Annotated in this window: 16 protein-coding genes, 1 tRNA gene and 2 rRNA genes; 11 read left to right on the top strand and 8 right to left on the bottom strand. The window is 48.5% G+C overall.

Annotated elements, in window-relative coordinates:
- From T499_RS0111330 to T499_RS0111285, 10 genes are all read left to right on the top strand, one after another.
- Positions 1-143: ribosomal RNA gene (locus T499_RS0111330) — 23S ribosomal RNA — on the top strand; the annotation flags it as partial.
- 81 nt (positions 144-224) lie between these two features.
- Positions 225-337, top strand: a 5S ribosomal RNA gene (gene rrf, locus T499_RS0111325).
- Between the two features lie 60 nt (positions 338-397).
- Positions 398-1,513, top strand: a complete 1,116-nt coding sequence (locus T499_RS0111320) for a sensor histidine kinase (RefSeq protein ID WP_033151047.1) — start codon at positions 398-400, stop codon at positions 1,511-1,513.
- Between the two features lie 146 nt (positions 1,514-1,659).
- Positions 1,660-2,181 (top strand): YceD family protein, encoded by a 522-nt coding sequence (locus T499_RS0111315; RefSeq protein ID WP_013064530.1) that lies wholly within the window; start codon positions 1,660-1,662, stop codon positions 2,179-2,181.
- Between the two features lie 23 nt (positions 2,182-2,204).
- Positions 2,205-2,396 (top strand): 50S ribosomal protein L32, encoded by a 192-nt coding sequence (gene rpmF, locus T499_RS0111310; RefSeq protein WP_013063689.1) that lies wholly within the window; start codon positions 2,205-2,207, stop codon positions 2,394-2,396.
- Positions 2,396-3,400 (top strand): beta-ketoacyl-ACP synthase III, encoded by a 1,005-nt coding sequence (locus T499_RS0111305; protein ID WP_013064343.1) that lies wholly within the window; start codon positions 2,396-2,398, stop codon positions 3,398-3,400. The genes rpmF and T499_RS0111305 overlap by 1 nt, the downstream gene beginning before the upstream one ends.
- Before the next feature lie 32 nt (positions 3,401-3,432).
- Positions 3,433-4,320, top strand: a complete 888-nt coding sequence (era, locus tag T499_RS0111300) for a GTPase Era (RefSeq protein ID WP_013063530.1) — start codon at positions 3,433-3,435, stop codon at positions 4,318-4,320.
- A gap of 46 nt (positions 4,321-4,366) precedes the next feature.
- Entirely contained in the window at positions 4,367-5,680 is a 1,314-nt protein-coding gene (gene der, locus T499_RS0111295) for a ribosome biogenesis GTPase Der (RefSeq protein WP_028907259.1), read from the top strand.
- On the top strand, positions 5,680-6,066 hold the full coding sequence (locus tag T499_RS0111290; protein ID WP_033151046.1) for a hypothetical protein: 387 nt from the start codon (positions 5,680-5,682) through the stop codon (positions 6,064-6,066). The genes der and T499_RS0111290 overlap by 1 nt, the downstream gene beginning before the upstream one ends.
- A gap of 32 nt (positions 6,067-6,098) precedes the next feature.
- On the top strand, positions 6,099-7,169 hold the full coding sequence (locus tag T499_RS0111285; protein ID WP_052173672.1) for a hypothetical protein: 1,071 nt from the start codon (positions 6,099-6,101) through the stop codon (positions 7,167-7,169).
- Between the two features lie 98 nt (positions 7,170-7,267).
- Here the strand turns inward: T499_RS0111285 and T499_RS0111280 are convergent, their stop codons facing one another.
- From T499_RS0111280 to alaS, 8 genes are all read right to left on the bottom strand, one after another.
- Entirely contained in the window at positions 7,268-8,380 is a 1,113-nt protein-coding gene (locus tag T499_RS0111280) for a hypothetical protein (protein ID WP_033151045.1), read from the bottom strand.
- Positions 8,381-8,461: 81 nt separating this feature from the next.
- Entirely contained in the window at positions 8,462-9,610 is a 1,149-nt protein-coding gene (locus tag T499_RS0111275) for an OmpA family protein (RefSeq protein WP_369793400.1), read from the bottom strand.
- A gap of 41 nt (positions 9,611-9,651) precedes the next feature.
- Positions 9,652-11,649 carry a coiled-coil domain-containing protein gene (locus tag T499_RS0111270; protein ID WP_033151043.1) on the bottom strand — a complete coding sequence of 666 codons (1,998 nt, stop codon included), beginning with the start codon at positions 11,647-11,649 and terminating at the stop codon, positions 9,652-9,654.
- Positions 11,650-11,858: 209 nt separating this feature from the next.
- Positions 11,859-11,939 (bottom strand) — tRNA-Leu (locus tag T499_RS0111265).
- 127 nt (positions 11,940-12,066) lie between these two features.
- On the bottom strand, positions 12,067-13,062 hold the full coding sequence (locus T499_RS0111260; RefSeq protein WP_033151042.1) for a S41 family peptidase: 996 nt from the start codon (positions 13,060-13,062) through the stop codon (positions 12,067-12,069).
- Entirely contained in the window at positions 13,059-13,823 is a 765-nt protein-coding gene (locus T499_RS0111255) for a DUF3316 domain-containing protein (protein ID WP_084163122.1), read from the bottom strand. The genes T499_RS0111260 and T499_RS0111255 overlap by 4 nt, the downstream gene beginning before the upstream one ends.
- A complete protein-coding gene (locus T499_RS0111250) occupies positions 13,807-16,479 on the bottom strand; it encodes a DNA gyrase/topoisomerase IV subunit A (protein ID WP_033151040.1) in 2,673 nt (890 codons plus the stop codon). The genes T499_RS0111255 and T499_RS0111250 overlap by 17 nt, the downstream gene beginning before the upstream one ends.
- A gap of 91 nt (positions 16,480-16,570) precedes the next feature.
- The gene (alaS, locus tag T499_RS0111245) at positions 16,571-19,237 is read right to left on the bottom strand and encodes an alanine--tRNA ligase (protein ID WP_028907269.1); all 2,667 of its coding nucleotides are present in this window, start codon (positions 19,235-19,237) and stop codon (positions 16,571-16,573) included.
- Positions 19,238-19,365: 128 nt separating this feature from the next.
- Between alaS and T499_RS0111240 the strand changes: the two genes are divergently transcribed.
- On the top strand, positions 19,366-19,713 hold the full coding sequence (locus T499_RS0111240; RefSeq protein ID WP_013063345.1) for a MerR family transcriptional regulator: 348 nt from the start codon (positions 19,366-19,368) through the stop codon (positions 19,711-19,713).
- Positions 19,714-19,745: the final 32 nt, after the last annotated feature.

Raw genomic sequence — 19,745 nt, 5'->3', positions numbered from 1 at the left:
GCTGAAAGCATCTAAGTGCGAAGCCAGCCGCAAGATGAGGACTCCATTGAGGGTCGTCATAGACGATGACGTTGATAGGGTGCAGGTGTAAAGACGGTGACGTCAAAGCCGAGCACTACTAATTGCCCGAAATCTTTCGCTTCATGCTGATATTATCAGATGTAGTTGTTTCCAAGAGCAATCTTGAACTACGTTTCTTGTGTCGACAATGTCAATAACCTATATTAGGTGGTTATTGCAGTGGGGTCCCACCTCTTCCCATTCCGAACAGAGAAGTTAAGCCCACCTGCGCCGATGGTACTGCAATGCAATGCGGGAGAGTAGGAAGCCGCCGTCTTTTTTAAAGAAGAGCCTCGAGAGTACAATATTCTCGGGGCTTTTTCGTTTATATATATGTATGCAATGGACAGACAGAATTAGACAAACCAAAATACTCTTGGTAATAGCAGCTGTAATTATAGCTGTTACCTCTTTGTTAATATCGCATTTTCTGGTAAAAGACCTCTCTAACGAAGAGCGAAAGAAGATGGAAGTATGGGCGCAGGCACTTCATGCCTTGAACCATGCCGATGAGAATACCGACCTTTCATTGGTTCTTGACGTAATGCAAGGTAACACGACCATCCCTGTGATTGTGTTGAATGATAAAGGTGGAATTGATGATTATCGTAACATCCAGGATACGCTGCATCTGCATCAGATAGCCCAGCGAATGCTGAAGGCTGGTGATACGATTGTTGTAGGTAGTCAGATTGTGTGTTACGATGAGTCGGTACTTCTTAAACGCCTGTCACAGTATCCCTATTGGCAGTTAGGTGTGGTGATGATTTTTGTGGTGGTTGCCATCTTTGCCTTACTCTCATCTAAGAAGGCTGAACAGAATAAGGTTTGGGTTGGACTATCTAAAGAAACGGCTCATCAGTTGGGTACGCCTATCTCCAGTTTGATGGCATGGGTTGAAATCTTGAAAGAGAATCATCCAGATGATGACCTGATACCCGAGATGGATAAGGATGTAAAGCGTTTGGAACGTATTGCCGAACGATTCTCGAAGATAGGTTCTTTGCCCGAACCAACACCTGGCTCGATGAACGAGGTGATTGCACATGTGGTTGATTATATGCGTAGGCGTACTTCAAATAAAGTAGAAATTACTACACAAAATCCTGATCACGACGTGGTTGTTAATATGAATGCTTCGCTTTTTGAGTGGGTGATTGAGAACCTCTGTAAGAATGCGGTAGATGCGATGGAAGGTGCTGGTAAGATTTCTATCCAGTTGATTGACGATGACCATCGTGTGGCTATCGAAGTTACGGATACAGGTAAAGGTATCCGCAAAAAGGATATCAACCATGTGTTCACCCCAGGTTTTACCACCAAGCAACGTGGTTGGGGATTGGGACTTTCATTGGCGCGTCGTATTGTTGAAGACTATCATAAAGGTAAGATTTTTGTGAAGTCATCCGAAGTCGGAAAAGGCACCACTTTTCGCGTAGAATTGCACAAATAACCCTCGTTTTGTGTAATATAAGGGCCTGATAACTAAGGAATTTGCACTAAAATGATAAAAAAATAAAATAAGCGTGCTTTCATTGAAAAAAAAGTTGTAACTTTGCAGCCCGTATAGCGCATTATTGCGTTTAAAAGTGTAGAATAATGAATAGTCTGGAGTCGTTGAAGATAGATCTGAAGAGTTTGGTAAGCGAGGAAACATCCTTGGCTTTCGACTTGAACGATACTTACTTCGAGGCTTTGGATGGTGCTGAAGTGAAGAGGGGCTCTTTGCACGTGTCGGTGTCTATACGCAAGGCAACCGGCTTTTTCGAACTCCTGTTCCATACCGAAGGCACCGTTATTGTACAGTGCGACCGATGCTTAGACGATATGGAACAGCCGGTAGAAACCGACAACCGTTTGATTGTCAAGCTCGGTAGCGAATACTCAGAGGAAGATGATATCATCGTAGTGCCTGAGGACGAAGGAATACTCGACACCTCGTGGATCATCTATGAGTTTGTGGCCCTGGTAATACCCATCAGGCATGTGCATGCACCTGGCAAGTGCAACCCTGCCATGACGAAAGCTCTGGAAGAGCTGTCAGCTGACCGAAGCAGCGATGAGGAGTCCGACCAGCCCATCGACCCCCGCTGGGAAAAATTAAAGAATTTAAAAGTTTAAACATTTAAAAGTATTATAGAATTATGGCACATCCTAAAAGAAGACAGTCAAAGACTCGTACACTCAAGCGTCGTACTCATGACAAGGCAGTAGCTCCCACACTGGCAGTATGTCCTAACTGTGGTGCATATTATGTTTATCACACTGTATGCCCCACTTGCGGTTACTATCGTGGTAAGGTAGCTATCAAGATCGAGGAAAGCGTAGCTGAGTAATGGATAGAATCAATGCGATAATCACTGGTGTAGGCGGTTATGTGCCCGACTATATTCTGAACAACGATGAGTTGTCACGTATGGTCGACACCAACGATGAGTGGATTATGACGCGCGTTGGTATCAAGGAGCGTCACATACTTACGGAGGAAGGTCTCGGCACCAGCTACATGGCGCGTAAGGCTGCCAAGCAGCTGATGCAGAAGACCGGAGTCGATCCCGACTCTATCGATGCCGTCATCGTAACCACCTCAACAGCTGATTATAAGTTCCCTTCCACAGCCTCTATCGTATTAGGCAAACTCGGATTGAAGAATGCTTTTGCATTCGACTTCTGGGGCGCTTGCTGTGGATTCCTCTACACACTCGACGTGGCAGCTACGATGATTCAGAGCGGACGCTACAAGAAAATCATCGTGATCGGTGCCGATAAGATGTCGTCGGTTGTTGACTATAAGGATCGTCAGACCTGTCCTCTCTTCGGAGATGGTGCAGCTGCCGTTCTGCTCGAGGCTACCGAGGAACAGAATATCGGTGTGATGGACTCTTATTTCCGCACAGATGGTAAGGGACTTCCATTCCTGCACCTAAAGGCTGGAGGTTCAGTCTGCCCACCGTCGCATTTCACTGTTGATCATCGTCTGCACTACCTCTATCAGGAGGGTCGCACTGTGTTCCGTTATGCAGTGACGAACATGAGTAACGACTGCGCTATCATCGCTGAGCGCAACGGTCTGAACAAGGACAACATCCAGTGGGTGGTTCCTCATCAGGCAAACATGCGTATCATCGAGGCAGTAGCCAAGCGCCTGGAGTTGCCAATGGAGCAGGTGATGGTAAACATCGAACGCTACGGAAACACGAGTGCCGCTACGATACCGCTGGCTATCTGGGAATACGAGAATAAGTTGAAGAAGGGCGACAACCTGATCCTCACCGCCTTTGGTGCTGGATTCGTTCACGGAGCTTCTTATTACAAGTGGGCCTATGATGGCAGCAAGTAAATTGACAAAGGATAATGGACAATTGAGAATTAATGCATAAAGCAGGATTCGTTAATATTGTTGGAAATCCCAACGTAGGCAAAAGTACGCTCATGAACCAGCTGGTTGGTGAGCGTATTTCTATTGCCACATTTAAGGCTCAGACAACCCGTCATCGTATCATGGGTATCGTGAATACACCCGAGATGCAGATTGTGTTCTCGGATACCCCAGGTGTGCTCAAGCCAAACTACAAACTACAGGAGTCAATGTTGGCGTTCTCTGAGTCGGCCCTCCAGGATGCGGATGTGCTACTCTACGTGACCGACGTGGTAGAGAACCCTGAAAAGAATATGGACTTCCTTGCAAAGGTGCAGAAACTGGATATGCCGGTATTGCTGCTCATTAACAAAATCGATGAGCTTACTGGTGGTAATGCACAATTGGCAGCCATTGTTGAGAAATGGCATGCCCTGCTGCCAAAGGCAGAGATTCTGCCTATTTCGGCAAAGAATAAGTTCGGTGTGGATATGTTGCTGAAGCGTATCCAGGAGCTCCTGCCCGAGAGCCCCGCTTATTTCGATAAAGATCAGTTAACCGATAAGCCCGCACGATTCTTCGTGTCGGAGATTATCCGCGAAAAGATACTGCTCTACTACGATAAGGAGATACCTTACAGTGTAGAGGTAGCTGTGGAGCGATTCAAAGAGGATGATAAGCATATTCACATTAATGCCATTATTTATGTGGAGCGCGATTCACAGAAGGGTATCATCATCGGTCACCAGGGTGTAGCCCTCAAAAAGGTAAGCACCGAGGCTCGCAAATCGCTCGAAAAGTTCTTCGCCAAGCCTATCTTCCTCGAGATTTTCGTGAAAGTAGATAAGGACTGGCGTTCATCAGAAAAAGAATTGAATCACTTCGGGTACAACCCCGAGTAGGTTCTTCCGTGTTAATCCGTGTAATCCGTGCCAAAATAAATATAGTATGGGAAATTTAGTAGCAATCGTAGGACGCCCTAATGTGGGTAAGTCTACACTGTTCAACCGACTGACAAAAACGCGCCATGCGATTGTCAGCGACGAGGCTGGTACCACTCGCGACCGCCAGTATGGCAAGTGCGAATGGAACGGTCGCGAGTTCTCAGTTGTCGATACTGGCGGCTGGGTCGTCAACAGCGACGATGTATTCGAAGAGGAGATCCGCAAGCAGGTGATTATTGCCACCGAAGAGGCCGATCTCGTACTCTTCCTCTGCGATATTAATAATGGTGTCACAGGTTGGGATATGGACGTAGCGCAGATTCTGCGCCGCGCTAAACTGCCCGTTATCCTGGTGGCCAACAAAGCCGATGATGGTAAGGACCTGTACGACCAGTACGAGTTCTATAAGCTTGGTCTTGGCGATCCGTATCCTATCTCTGCTGCCACTGGTAGTGGTACAGGCGATCTGCTCGACAAGGTGCTCGAGATTTTGCCCGAGAAACCAAAAGACGAGCTCGAGGATGGTATCCCCCGTTTTGCGGTGGTAGGTCGTCCTAATGCTGGTAAGTCGAGCATCATCAACGCCTTTATCGGTGAGGATCGTAACATTGTAACCGATATCGCCGGTACCACACGTGATAGTATCTACACCCGTTACGATAAGTTCGGTTTCGATTTCTATCTGGTAGATACCGCAGGTATCCGTCGTAAGAATAAGGTAACAGAGGATCTGGAGTTCTATTCGGTAATGCGCTCTATCCGTGCCATCGAGAATAGCGATGTGTGTGTGCTCATGCTCGACGCCACCCGTGGTATCGAGGCTCAGGACATGAACATCTTCCAGCTCATTCAGAAGAATAACAAATCGCTGGTTGTAGTTGTTAACAAGTGGGATTTGGTTGAGGATAAGTCACAGGAGGTCATCAAGACCTTCGAGAATGCCATTCGTAAGCGTATGGCGCCGTTTGTCGACTTCCCCATCATCTTCGCTTCGGCACTTACCAAGCAGCGTATCTATAAGGTGCTCGAGACTGCCAAGCAGGTTTACCTGAACCGTAAGGCCAAGATTGGTACCTCAAAGCTTAACGAGGTGATGCTGCCTCTCATCGAGGCCTTCCCACCACCATCGGTTAAGGGTAAGTACATTAAGATTAAGTACGTGGCTCAGGTGCCCGACACGCAGATTCCTACCTTCGTGTTCTATGCCAACCTGCCACAGTACGTGAAGGAGCCTTACAAGCGCTTCCTGGAGAATAAGATTCGTGAGAACTGGGAGCTTACTGGTAGTCCCATTAATGTGTTTATCCGCCAGAAGTAATGCGTAAGCTCGTCTATCTTATATTGATAGTTATAGTAGTAGCCTGTAGCACGGGTGTAAGTCGCGAAGAACAAGCGGCTTTGGCTGCTAAAGGCTACTATACTCATTTAGTTCAGGGCGAGTACGAGCAGTTTGTCGAGGGTCGTTTTATGGCCGATTCGCTGCCTGCCGATTACCGCTCGCAACTGATCGAGGGCTATAAGCAGTTCGTTGCTCAGCAGTTAGAAGCCCGAAAAGGCATACAAGAGGTTTCTGTGTCGCGTGCTTATACCGACAGTCTGGCTGGATATACCAATGTGCTACTGATGCTTTGCTATGGCGATAGCACCACCGAGGAGGTGGTTGTGCCGATGGTGGAACGCGATGGCCGCTGGATGATGAAGTAACTTAAGAATAACTAAATTATAAAAAGTAAGAAATGAAAAAGATTGTTTTAGCAATAGCTGCTGCTTTGACTGTTAACCTGGCTTATGCACAGGGCAACACCGATGCCAGCAGCAAGAAGAACGTGTTTGCTACCGAAAGCAAGAAGTTTACGCTCTCTACTGTTACCGATTGGATGAAGGATAACGGTGTTTTCCAGAATCTTGATGTATCTGTAACCGCAGGTACCACAGGTATCGGTATCGATGTGGCGTCTCGTGTTCACGAGAACGTACAGCTGCGTATGGGTTACGAGTATATGCCTCGTTTCAAGAAGAGCATCTACTTCCCTGTAGAGGTGGGTGGTCAGCCTGCTGTGGCTTATGATGACCAGGGCAATCGTGTAGAGACCACTTTCGATCGTCTGTCAAATATGCTGCATGATCTGACTGGCTTTACCGTAGAGGACGAGGTTGAGATGGTTGGTAAGCCAACTATCAACAATTTTAAGTTCTTGGTTGATGTGTTCCCCTTCAAGAATAAGCACTGGCATGTAACTGGCGGTTTCTATTGGGGTCCTTCACAGTTTGCTTATGCTGAGAACTCAACCTCAGCCATGAGTTCGCTGCTGGCTGTAAGCATGTACAATCAGATTTACCAGAAGTGCGTGAACGATGATCCTATTATTGATATAGATGGTGATGGTACAGCTCAGAATCCTGGTATGACTATTTACCTTAATGAGGCTTATCGTCAGCGCATTGTAAACTACGGCCGCATGGGTTTCCATGTAGGTGATAAGAAGGACTCTGGTGAGCCTTATATCATGGAGGCTGACGAAAACGATGGTATGGTTAAGGTTCGTGCCAAGAGCAATAGCTTTAAGCCCTACTTAGGTTTTGGTTATGGTGGCAAGCTGATGAAGAGCCGCGACGATTGGCAGGTATCTTTCGATGCTGGTATGATGTTCTGGGGTGGCACTCCAAGCTTGATTACTCACGATGGTACTAACCTCACTAAGGATGTGGAGAATATCTCGGGAAAAGTTGGCACGTGGGTCGATCTTTTGGGTGGTTTCAAGGTTTATCCCGTACTTTCAGTTCGTTTTACCAAGACCATTTTTTAAGTCTGTTTTTCTCTAAGTACTTTTCAATTGCAACCTAAGTACTTTACAATTGAAAAGTACCTAGAAAAAAAGGTTCCCAATCGGGAACCTTTTATTGTTTATTTTATAACCTTCTTTTTGCCGTTCTGGATGTAGATACCAGGACGAAGGTTTTTGCCATTAGCACGTGTGCCGGTGAGCGTATAGATTGTATCATCGGCTTTCTTGTCAGCATTAATGTTGCGGATACCTGTATAATCCTCACGGCTAACGTATTTAAATTCGCCTGAGAGACCTGATGGCATGTTTAACCAACAGGTATTTGCGGGTATGTAGTGGCTGCTGACCAGGTCAGCTTTTGTCGCTTTTTTAAATACCAATTCGCCAGCATCGTTCTTGCCTAATACACGCATGGTTGACTCGTCGTATCTTACGTTTACTTTGTGACCTGAAGTGCGAGCAAAGTAGGTGCCACCCATCTGGTTGTTATCAGCAGGTGTTGTAGCGTCGGTAACAGGCATAATCTTGTTGTTGGCAGGATCGTTGCTGCTGCACATGAAGAGCAATGGGGTAGCTGCGGGCTTTACCTCGTCGGTGATTTCCTGCATCTGGAATACGCCCTCCTTCACACCGTCAACTACATATACTTTTACGCCTTCTGAAACCACTTTGAAGGGATAGCTGGCATACAGGGTGCCATAGTAGCTATCGCCAACCTGTACGGTAGGTTGTAGGCCAATATAGTTATTCTCTGTGTCAATGGGAACGAATTTCCAGTACTGATAACCATCTCCAGTCTTTTTGTAAGTTACATAGCCCTCGTCATCGTCAGTTGTACTATCGTATAAGCGATATTCTGTACCGTTATATGATATATACATAAAATAGGTTCCGCCATCTTTTGGACGCAAACCCAGATATCTTCTATTACCGGTAATCTGATAGATACTGGTACCTTGTGTTTTTAGGTCGTATTCCGTTCCATGTTGTTCTACGTAGATGATAGAGCCAGGATTGCTCTTTACGTAGTCATACCCACGCCATGTAACAATGTTACTCAGATCTACGTTGGTGCTTGAGTAATCTATTTCACCTACCTGATCATCTCTGATGGTGATATAACGTGAACTTGCATTGTTTTGGATACGATAGTAACCGTTAGCCACGCTCTGTGCTGTGGCCTGTACTGTAGTAAGGATGCTTACGAGAGTGATTAGAACTGTTCTTTTCATCGGGTAATCCTTTTTTGGTTTTATAGAAAAAGCCCAGCCCCAAATGGGACTGGGCTCATGCTTAATATCTTAATCAGTAGATTACTCTGCGATTACGATAGATACACGGTTGCTGTCGTTGTCAGCGAATGGCTGTACACGAGCACCCTTGCTGTCGTAGCTGATGCGGCTTGCAGCGATGCCAGCCTTCTTCAGAGCCTTAACAACAACGTCGGCACGACCAGCAGCCAGGCGATCGTTGATGCGATCGTTACCTGTACCAGCGTCAGCGTAACCAGTGATGTTAACCTTAGCCTCAGGGTTAGCGTTCAGGTACTCTACTACCTCGTTAACCTTCTGCTGCTCGCTCTTGCGGATAACAGTCTTACCGATAGCGAAGAAGATATCGCGACGGAGAGCCTCAGTCTTAGCCTCTGGCTCCTCAGCCTTAGCAGGAACCTCAACAATCTTCTCAACGATCTTCTCTACGTAGCGAATCTCTGGCTCTGGAGCAGGGATGAAACGTGTAGAGTAAGTGTTACCGAGGGCAATCTTCACACCAGCAAGTGCGTTGAAGTACCAATCCCAGTTCTTAGCCTTCTTTGAGTTGTACTTGTCGTTCAGGGTGTTAGCGCTCAGCTCAAGACCGATCTTAACCTTATCGCTTACCTTGAAGTCACCCATCAGACCGAACTGACCTACGAGGCGAACCTTTGTACCGTCCCACAGATACTCCAGACCACGGTTTGTGGTGTAGGTAGTACCGTTGGCACCAACCAAAGTACCCATAGCGCGGATAGCCTGATCAGCTGTAGCAGCCTCGCTGTTACCCCAACCGATGTTTACACCGATACCAGCGAAAGCGCTCAGATCGAATACACGATTAGGATTGAAGCCAAACAGTGCGTTTGAGAGGTTGAATGTAGCGTCGATTGTAGGAGCTACATAGTTCCACTTCCACTTATACTCCTTGTTAGCAATGTCGAACTTGCTACCAGCCTTGCTCTGCCAAGCGTTAACGGCCAAGCGGGCACCCCACAGCTTTGAGAACTGACGGCCTACAGTAGCCTGTACGTTGTATGACAGCAGATCGCCGAAGCTTACCTCACCAAGTGTGTACTGAGCGCCCAGAGGCTGAACCTGTACATACCAGTGTGGCTCGAAGACGTATTCAGTCGTGCCTTTCTGCTCCTGTGCATTTGCTGAGATACCAGCCAACAGCATCAGGCAAGACAATATTGTTTTCTTCATTTTCATATTCTGTTTACTAATTTTTAATTCGCGAATGTTAATTACTTCACTACGATGTCGTACTTCTTAGAAACCTGGTTGCCATAGAAGTCGAGGGCGCTGTAGATAACAGTGTAGTTACCAGCCTTCAGGTTAACTGTCAGCTTGTTGAAGTCCTTGTCACCCTTAGTCTTCAGTGACTGGAGAGCGAATGAACCGTCAGCAGCCTTAACAGCAACGTACTTCTTGAATGCAGGAGCCAGGAGCTCGTTTGTCATTGTGGTAGGAATCAGAGTGATCTCACCAGCAGGAACAGTAGCACCGTCAACGAAGCGAGTTACGTTGTAGTTCTCACCAGCCTGGAACAGGATGATAGGCTCGAGGATACGTGTCAGACCGTCGGTAGAAACCTTAGTTACAACGCGGTTCAGCTCACGCTCCAAGAAGTCGCTTACGCGAGCCTCGAAGGTCTTTGTGCGGTCAGCAAAAGCTGTGATGTCGATCAGAGCCTGCTTAGCCTCAGCGATCAGAGCGTTCAGCTCAGCTACAGGAATAGCGTTTGTAACAGTCTTGATGTCGTTTGTCAAATCAATTGCTGTGAAGTATGTACCTGCTGTTGTAGTAGAGATATTATTTGATGCGAGATCTTTTGCACCAGCTGGAACAGTTGTAGCAATAACAACATTTGAAATTACTGCATTACCACCAGTCACTGTAGTTGTGATTACCAAGTAATTCTTCAGGTTAGCTGAAGCATAAGCAGCGTCGAATGAGATCTCAGGAATAGCCTGGATCTTAACACCAGCGCGGTTGATCTTATCCATTACCTTGTCGATGATCTTAGCAGCAGCCTTGTCAGCCTTGTCGAGGCTAATGGTGCGACCCTCGATCAGGTCCTTACCGAAGTCGAATGACAGTGGCTTGTAAGCTGTAGCAGCGATAGAGTAGTCAGACAGTACGCTACGAACACCTACAGTATCCTCCCACTGAGCCTGGAGAGCCAGTGCAGGAAGTGAAGGAACCTTAGCCTTGAGCAGAGAAGCTACAATCTGAGTAGAGTTCTTCAGAACATCCTTAGCAGCAGTCTTTGTTACAGATGCGTAGTTGCTGCTGTTAGCTGTCTTAGCGGCAGCCTTGATCTCGCTCAGCATAGAACGAACGTCAGAAGCGATTGACTTGTAGTCGATGATCTTAACAGGATCGATAGTAGCAAGGTCGGTAGCCTCGAGGTTGATGCCAGCCTGAACCTTCCACAGGTTGAACTCCGCACCACGAGTAACGCCCCATGACAGAACGGTCTCGTCGTCAACCTTAACGCTGTCCTTGTTGATAGTTACGAAGCTCTCGTTACCCTGGCTGTCAACCAGCTTCAGAGCCTTGAGGTCGGTAGCTACAACGTTAGATGGGTTCAGAGTGAACCAGAGTGTACCAGCGTCGGCAACCTCTGTATCCTCGTCAGCCTTTGGCAGGATGTCGCCATTGCTCCACTTGTAAATCTCCTTAACACCAGCGAAGTCAGCAGCCTCAAGAGCTGTACCGTGACCTTCCATAGTGGTTGTTGAAGGGAACTTACCAGTTGTGGTAGCCTTACCCATAGCAGTACCCAGGAACTGAACGTCCAGACCAGGGAACAACTTGCTGTTCTCGAGAATGCTTGTAGATGTAGCGTTAACAGTTACGCTTGTAACCATCTTTGAGAGAGCCTCAACGATAGTGTTGATCTTAGTCTCAACCTTTGAGAGCTGACCCTCGATAGTCTTTGTAACCTGAGCGAGGCTATCCTTCTCCTGCTCCAGAGTAGATACACGGTTCTTCAGGCTTGTAACGTCGCTCTTCAGAGTCTTGATGTCGCCCTCTGCAGTGGTCATACGGCCTTCGAGTGCGTCGATGTCCTTCTCAGCCTGCTCTACGCGTGGCTCGAGGTTAGCCTTAACGGCATTTACCTGTGCCATCAAGTCTGTCTTTACATCCTCGCTTGTGTCCTTACAAGAAACGAATGATGTTGATGTAGCACCTACGAGGGCTACCATCAGAATACCATTGATAATTTTCTTTTTCATTGAACTTAAAAATTATAATTAAACAAATAAATAAAACAATAATATCGTACGTTAATTTATATAAATCGGTGACAAAAGTAGGAAATATAATTGAAACTTGCAAGAAATATTAGGTTTTTTTTTCAAAAAACCGCAAATTTCTGCCGAAATACCTGCAATATGGTAGTTTTTTCCATTTATAGCTCCTTTTTATGTTATTTTAAGTGATGTGCGCCTGACAGGACTCGAACCTGCACGTCGTAAACACTAGATCCTAAGTCTAGCGCGTCTACCAATTCCGCCACAGGCGCAGAATCGACGTTAGTCAATTCGCTTTTTAAAGCAGAATCGACGTTAGTCAATTCGCTTCTTTGAAGCTTTTTCGGGTGCAAAGGTAATGCTTTTTTTTTATTTGACCTACGGATTTAACGGTTTTTTTTAATTATTATTAAGTAAGGTACGCGCGTGTTCTATTATAGTATCTTTACCTTTGTTAAAATCTTCGTCGGTTAGCGCCACGTTGTAGTCGGGATCGATACCAAACTCGGTTTGGTTATGGTTGGCATCGTAGGTAGGGCAGGCCGAGAAACGCACTGTCCATCCGTTAGGCAGACTGGCGGTGAAGGGCAGGCCGCTGCCACCACCGGTACGGTCGCCCACTACGGTTACCTGTGGCATACATTTCATATAAGTGGTAAACTCGTTGGCAGCACTAAACACACCGCGGTTGGTGAGCAGAACCACTTTTTTCTGCCAGCGCAGGTTGCTGCTGGGCTCGATATACTGTGGCTCCTGTGCCGAGAAGTCGTTATGACCTTTACCGGTTTTATGCTGTATGTAGCCAACCAGTGTTTTCTGGTTGCAGAATCGGGCTGCCAGTTTCTCGGCATTGGTCAGGTCGCCGCCGCCGTTGCTGCGAATGTCGAGAATCATGCCTTGGCAGAACATGAGGTGCTGTATTACCTCGTCGAGATTACCTTCGCCCACAGCACTTGAAAAGCTGCCATAATATACATAGCCGATATTATCGTCGAGAATGCGGTAGCGCAGGCCACCGGCAATACGGTAGTCGGTGCCTAAATAACGGCGCTGCAGGGTATCGCTGAAGTTGGTGGGGTAGTCCTCATGCCAGTTCCAGTAACGACCGTTGTCGAACGCGGTGTAGAGGTTTACATGTCCGTCGCGCAGTTCGGATAGCATATCGGTGAGCACCTCGAACAGCTGCTCACGGTTCATATTGTCGTTTACACGTACCTTATAGGTCTGGTAAATCTGGTTCCAATCAATATCTTTGTAGTCGAAAAAGCAGTAGTGCTCATCGATGATATGCCACAAGGCCTCGAAGTTGCCTGTGGGTGTATCGGGGCGTTCTTCCTCCTTTACGCAGGAAGTTATGGAAAAAATCAGGAGTAGTAACAGCGTTATCTTTTTCATAGGCTGCGGGTGATGCCAAGCAGGATACGGTGGGTATAGGTGTGCTGCTTGAGGTTGTTGACTTGGGCTTGCTGGTAGTTGCCGAGGTAGGCCAGGCGCAGTGCCCATTTTTGTGTGCAGTGCCAATCCACCGAGGCCAACTGGCGGAAGGTGGGGGCTGAAACAAAAGTGGTGGGTACGATGTTATGATCGTAGTTGCCCCGCGAAAAGATTTCGTAGTAGCTCTGTCCGTAGTTAGGACTGAACATCACGCCTACCAGTGGCAGGTTGAGTTCGTAACGAGCAGTAAAACGATGACGACTGATGTGGAAACCGTACGTTGCAGTTGCACTTGGCATGATGTTGAGTGCAGCACGAGCCTGGGCGGGGTTGTTGCTGCTGGTCATGTTATAGATGGCGCCAGCGCAGAGGTTGGCGGCTACACCAGCCTGCAGTTTCAGTCTGTTGAGTACGGGACGGAAATTGTAGTAGCGTGCCCAATAGAGGTTGTAAGTGATTTCCAGATCGCTGATGTTATGGCTACGGTCGTGGGTGTTCGAGAGGTCGACTTCGTGCTCATAGGTGTTGCTCCAACGGCGGGTGGTGTCGCGCTGCTCTTTGATATACATATAGGTTATCCCCGTGCCGCTAAAGTTCTCGGGGGTTAGGTAAGTATCGAGAACTTTGGTTGGGCCAAGGCCTATCATGTGTGATTTGTTTTGTGCATTTGCCGCGGTTGCAGTAAAGCACAAAACACACAATATACTATTTAAAATCTTCATTATCAAAAAGATTTAGCTGGCCGGTGAGCTCATCGCGTATCTGCTGTTCGCTTTTGCCGGCATCTGGATCGAGGTCTTCTTCCTCGGCTTCGGTCTCAGTATCCGCTGTTTCGGTCGGTGGCTCTGGGAAGCGGGTGGGCTCCAACTCCTCGATGCTCTCGAGGGCATAGGTGGTGAGGCGCTTACCCTTTGCCTTATAACCCTTTACGGCAATGAACTGCTCGGCATCAATCTCCTCGCTGCCACGGAAGGCATCGGCACCACCGTAGGTTACCTGCAAACGTGGATAAGGTGTGTCGGTGAGCAACAGCAACTGCGATGCTGGATTGTCCGAGAGCCAGTTCTGCTTTTTCTTAGTGGCATCCATCTGGAATCGCTTCAGATATGGATAACCCTGGTTGTCGGCATCGTAGAGTACGGCCGTCCAAACCTTGTCGGCATCGTATTTCTCGATGCGCAGGATGTTCGACTCGTAGTGGTTGGCCAAATCAAAGTTGCTCAGATAGTAGTCGCCGTTCGAGAGGATGACCAGAATCTGGTCGTCGTCGTAGAACTCGCCCAGCATCTTTCCGTGGTCGTCGTAGTTCAAGCGGTTCACGTCGGGATCGAACCAAACCTTGCGACCACCCAGTGTTGAGTGTCCGTGACTCTTCAGTCCGATGCGGGTTACCTGATACTTGGTGAGCAGGTTACCCTTCGAGGCGCGCCCCTTGATCATAATCTCTGAAAAATCTTTGACTAAGAACACGCGTTTGATGTTCTGTGAGGGGTCGAGCGTTACCTTGATCACCTCGGCCTCGCCGTTGGGGTTGGCGGTGAAGTACATCACGCGACTGCCGTCGGTGCCTTGCGTCAGGTCGTACTCCTTGTCGCGGGTCATGCTGGTAACGTTGAAGCGCTTGATGTAGCAGGCGCCCTTCTTACCATCACGATAAACGGCATTGTAGATGGTACGTGAGTCGTTCTTCTTGAACACGTTCACATACAGGATGTTCTTACCCACAAACAGTTTCTCGGCTACGCGTACAATCTTGTATTTACCATCCTTGTAAAAAATGATGACATCATCGAGGTCGGAGCAGTTGCATACAAACTCGTCCTTCTTCAGTCCGGTACCGATAAAGCCATCGCTGCGGTTGATGTACAACTTCTGGTTGGCCTCGGCCACTTTGGCTGAGTCGATGGTGTCGAAATTGCGAATCTCGGTCAGACGTGGATGGTCCTTGCCGTACTTATCCTTCAGGAACTGGAACCAGTTGGCTGTTACCTCTACCAGGTTAGCCAGATCGCGGTCGATCTCCTCAATCTCTGCCTTCAGACGTGCCATGAGCTCGTCGGCTTTATCCTTATTGAATTTCAGGATGCGCTGCATCTTGATTTCGAGCAATTTCAGGATGTCGTCCTTGGTTACCTCGCGGATAAACTGTGGATAGTAAGGTGTGAGTCGCTCATCGATATGTTCGCAAACGGCATCTACGTTAGGTGCCTGTTCAAATTTCTTGTCCTTATAGATACGCTCCTCGATGAAGATACGCTCCAAGCTCTGGAAGTGCAGCTGCTCTAACAGCTCGCCCTTGCGGATTTCCAGCTCCTGGCGGATGAGGTCCTTGGTACGTTCTACTGAATGACGCAGCACATCGCTCACGGTGAGGAACTGTGGTTTGTTGTCCTCGATCACGCAGCAGTTAGGCGAGATGCTAACCTCGCAGTCGGTAAAGGCATAGAGGGCATCGATGGTCTTATCGCTCGATACGCCTGGTGCCAGGTGTACCTGGATTTCAACCTCGGCAGCTGTCAGGTCCTCGACCTTACGGGCCTTGATTTTTCCTTTCTCGATGGCCTTTACGATAGAGTCCTGCAGGGTCTCGGAGGTTTTTGAGAATGGTATCTCACGGATGACCAGCGTTTTCTGATCTATCTTCTCGATTTTGGCGCGTACCTTGATGACGCCGCCACGCTGACCGTCGTTATATTTCGAAACGTCGATACTACCGCTGGTGGGGAAGTCGGGGTAGAGTGCGAATGGCTGCTGGTGCAGATAGCTGATGGCTGCATCGCAGATTTCGCAGAAGTTGTGTGGCAGGATTTTTGAACTCAATCCTACGGCGATACCCTCGGCACCCTGAGCCAACAGCAATGGGAATTTAACAGGGAGCGTGATTGGCTCCTTGTTACGACCGTCGTACGACATCTTCCACTCGGTGGTTTTGGGATTAAACACCGTGTCGAGGGCGAACTTAGAAAGGCGTGCCTCGATGTATCGTGGGGCAGCGGCCGATGAACCCGTGAGGATGTTTCCCCAGTTACCCTGCGTGTCGATGAGCAGATCTTTCTGTCCCAACTGCACTAAGGCGTCGCCGATAGAAGCATCACCGTGAGGGTGGAACTGCATGGTATGACCTACGATGTTGGCTACCTTGTTGTAGCGGCCATCGTCCATACGTTTCATAGAGTGCAGGATTCTACGCTGTACGGGTTTCAGTCCGTCGCCCAGATGGGGTACGGCACGCTCCAGGATTACGTAGCTGGCGTAATCCAGAAACCAGTTCTGATACATGCCGCTAAGATGATGAACCGCTGCGGCATCAAAGCGGTTGCTTGGTTTATAGTCGGAGTGCTGTTCCGACTGTTCAATCTCTTTAATCTCGTCGTCCATTCCTTTTTTATGCTGCGGTTTTTAGTACACGTAGAAAAAATTGCTAGTACACGTAGCCGTATTATTTTCTACGTGTACTAGCAAAAACAGGTTAGTTAAGCTTTGCCAGCTCTAACACCTTGTCAACGGCGGCGCTCAAGCCGTCGGCATTCTTACCACCAGCCTGGGCAAAGTGAGGCTGACCGCCACCACCACCCTGGATGAGCTTAGCGGCCTCGCGAACCATCTGACCGGCATTCAGTCCGTGGTCGCTTACCATATCGTCGCTCATCATGATGCTAAGCTGTGGTTTATTGTTGTCGTGAGTACCCAGTACACACAGCAGTGAGCCCTCTACAGCTGCACGAATCTTAAATGCCAGATCCTTGGCAGCAGCAGGATTCATAGGCAGAACGGCTGAAACAACCTTTACGCCGTTTACCTCGCGAGCCTTGTCGACCAGCTGCTTGGCAGCGCGCTCTACAGCCTGTGCCTGGAAAGCCTCAATCTCTTTCTTCATGGAGTCGTGCTCCTCGATATACTTCTTGATAACGCCCTGCAGGTCCTTGGCATTGTTGAAGAATGCCTTAACAGCCTTCAGGATATCCTCGGTCTGATACAGCAGCTCCTCGCACTCCTGACCGGTCTTGGCCTCGATACGACGGATGCCGGCAGCTACACTGCTCTCAGAGATAATCTTGAAGAATCCGATACGACCGGTGCTTGAAGCGTGGATACCACCACAGAACTCGCAACTTGGACCGAAGCGAACCACACGTACCTTATCGCCGTACTTCTCGCCGAACAGGGCGATAGCACCAAGCTTCTTAGCCTCGTCGAAAGGCACGTCGCGGTGCTCGTCGATGTGGATGTCCTGACGGATCATATCGTTTACCATACGCTCAACCTCGCGCAGCTGCTCGTCGGTAACCTTCTCGAAGTGAGAGAAGTCGAAACGCAGGGTGTCGGGGCTTACAAACGAACCCTTCTGCTCTACGTGGTCGCCCAGAATCTGCTTCAAGGCATAGTCGAGCAGGTGAGTAGCGGTATGGTTAGCGGCCGATGCATTACGCTTGTCGGTATCAACGCATGCCATGAACTGGGCTGCGGGATCCTTTGGCAACTGCTTTACGATGTGAACGCTCTGACCGTTCTCGCGCTTGGTGTCGATGATGTTGATGGTCTCGGCCTCGTTAACGAGTACACCGCAATCACCAACCTGTCCACCCATCTCACCATAGAATGGGGTGTTATCGAGTACCAGCTCGTAGAACTCGTTCTTTTTCTGAGTTACCTTGCGGTAGCGGATGATATGGCACTCGTATTCGGTATAATCATAACCAACGAACTGCTGCTCACCGGCGGCCAGCTCTACCCAGTCGCTGTTCTCAACGGCAGCGGCATTACGGGCACGGTCCTTCTGCTTCTGCATCTCAACATTGAACTGCTCCTCGTTAACGGTAAAACCGTTTTCACGACAGATGAGCTCGGTGAGGTCGAGAGGGAATCCGTAGGTGTCGAACAAACGGAAGGCCTGCACGCCATCCAACTCGGTCTTACCCTCGGCCTTGAGGGTGTTCATAGCGTCGTTCAGCATGCCGATACCCTTTTCGAGGGTGCGGAGGAACGACTCTTCCTCTTCCTTAATCACCTTGGTGACAAGCTGCTGCTGGGCCTCCAACTCGGGGAAGGCACCGCCCATCTCGGCAACGAGTGTTGGAACAAGCTTGTACAGGAAACCATCCTTCTGATTCAGGAAGGTATAGGCATAACGTACGGCACGGCGCAAGATACGACGAATCACATAACCGGCCTTGGCATTAGAAGGCAGCTGACCGTCGGCGATTGAGAAGGCAACGGCACGCAGGTGGTCGGCGCAAACACGCATGGCCACGTTGATGTCGTCCTGCTCCTTGCTGATTGGACTCTCGGTCTCCTCCTCGAAGGTGAAGTACTTCAGTCCGGTAATCTGCTGCTCGGCCTTGATGATAGGCTGGAATACGTCGGTATCGTAGTTAGAGTGCTTGCCCTGCATCATGCGGACCAGACGCTCAAAGCCCATACCGGTATCAATAACGTTCATTGACAGTGGCTCGAGTGAACCATCGGCCTTGCGGTTGAACTGCATGAACACGATGTTCCAGATTTCGATAACCTGTGGGTCGTCCTGGTTAACCAGCTCACGACCGGTCTTGCCGCTGGCAGCCTTCTGCTCAGGGGTACGGCTATCTACGTGGATCTCAGAGCAAGGTCCGCATGGACCTGTATCGCCCATCTCCCAGAAGTTATCGTGCTTATTTCCGTTGATGATGTGATCCTCGGGTACGTGCTTTGCCCAGTACTTGGCAGCCTCGTCGTCGCGAGGGATGTTCTCCTCGGGCGAACCCTCGAATACAGTTACATAGAGATCCTCGGGATTCAGCTTCAGCACGTCAACCAGATACTCCCATGCCATATCGATGGCGCCCTCCTTAAAGTAGTCGCCAAAGCTCCAGTTACCGAGCATCTCGAACATGGTGTGGTGATAAGTATCGTGTCCAACCTCTTCAAGGTCGTTGTGCTTTCCTGATACACGCAGGCACTTCTGTGTATCCGCTCGACGGCGTGGCTCTGGATCGCGAGTACCCAGAATGATATCTTTCCATTGGTTCATACCTGCGTTCGTAAACATCAGTGTGGGATCGTCCTTGATCACCATTGGGGCTGATGGTACGATAGCGTGCTGCTTCGACTCGAAAAACTTCTTAAATGAGTCGCGAATCTCATTTGCTGTCATCATCTTATTTTACTATTTGACAATTTATGATTTACCATTTATAAATTTGGGTGCAAAGTTACACATTTTTTTCGTAAAAGTTTTGAGATTTCGGTGAAAAAGTTTACCTTTGCAGCAAAATAGTAGTAATTATGGCACTGAATTTGAATAGGAGGCTGAAAACGTACTACTCCATTAGGGAGGTAGCCGAGATGTTCGATTTGAACGAGAGTACGCTGCGCTACTGGGAAACTGAGTTTCCATTCCTGAAGCCAAAGACCTCGGGAACTGCGAAAATACGTCAGTATCAGGAGAAAGATCTGGATCAGATACGCCTGATACACAACCTGGTGAAGGTGCGTGGATTCAAGATTGCTGCTGCACGTGAGATGTTGACTAAAAACCGACAAGGCGTGCAGAAAACAGCCGATGCCTTACAGAACCTGATTGCGTTGCGCGAAGATTTGCAAGTGCTTAAAAGTCATCTCGATGCGCTCTAAATAAATAAGCCCCGCCAACCGGCGGGGCTTAC

Source organism: Prevotella sp. RM4 (assembly GCF_000701965.1).
Taxonomy (GTDB): Bacteria; Bacteroidota; Bacteroidia; order Bacteroidales; family Bacteroidaceae; genus Prevotella; species Prevotella ruminicola.
Note: the sequence above shows the minus strand (reverse complement) of the source record. Positions and strands in the feature narration are given on the sequence as shown.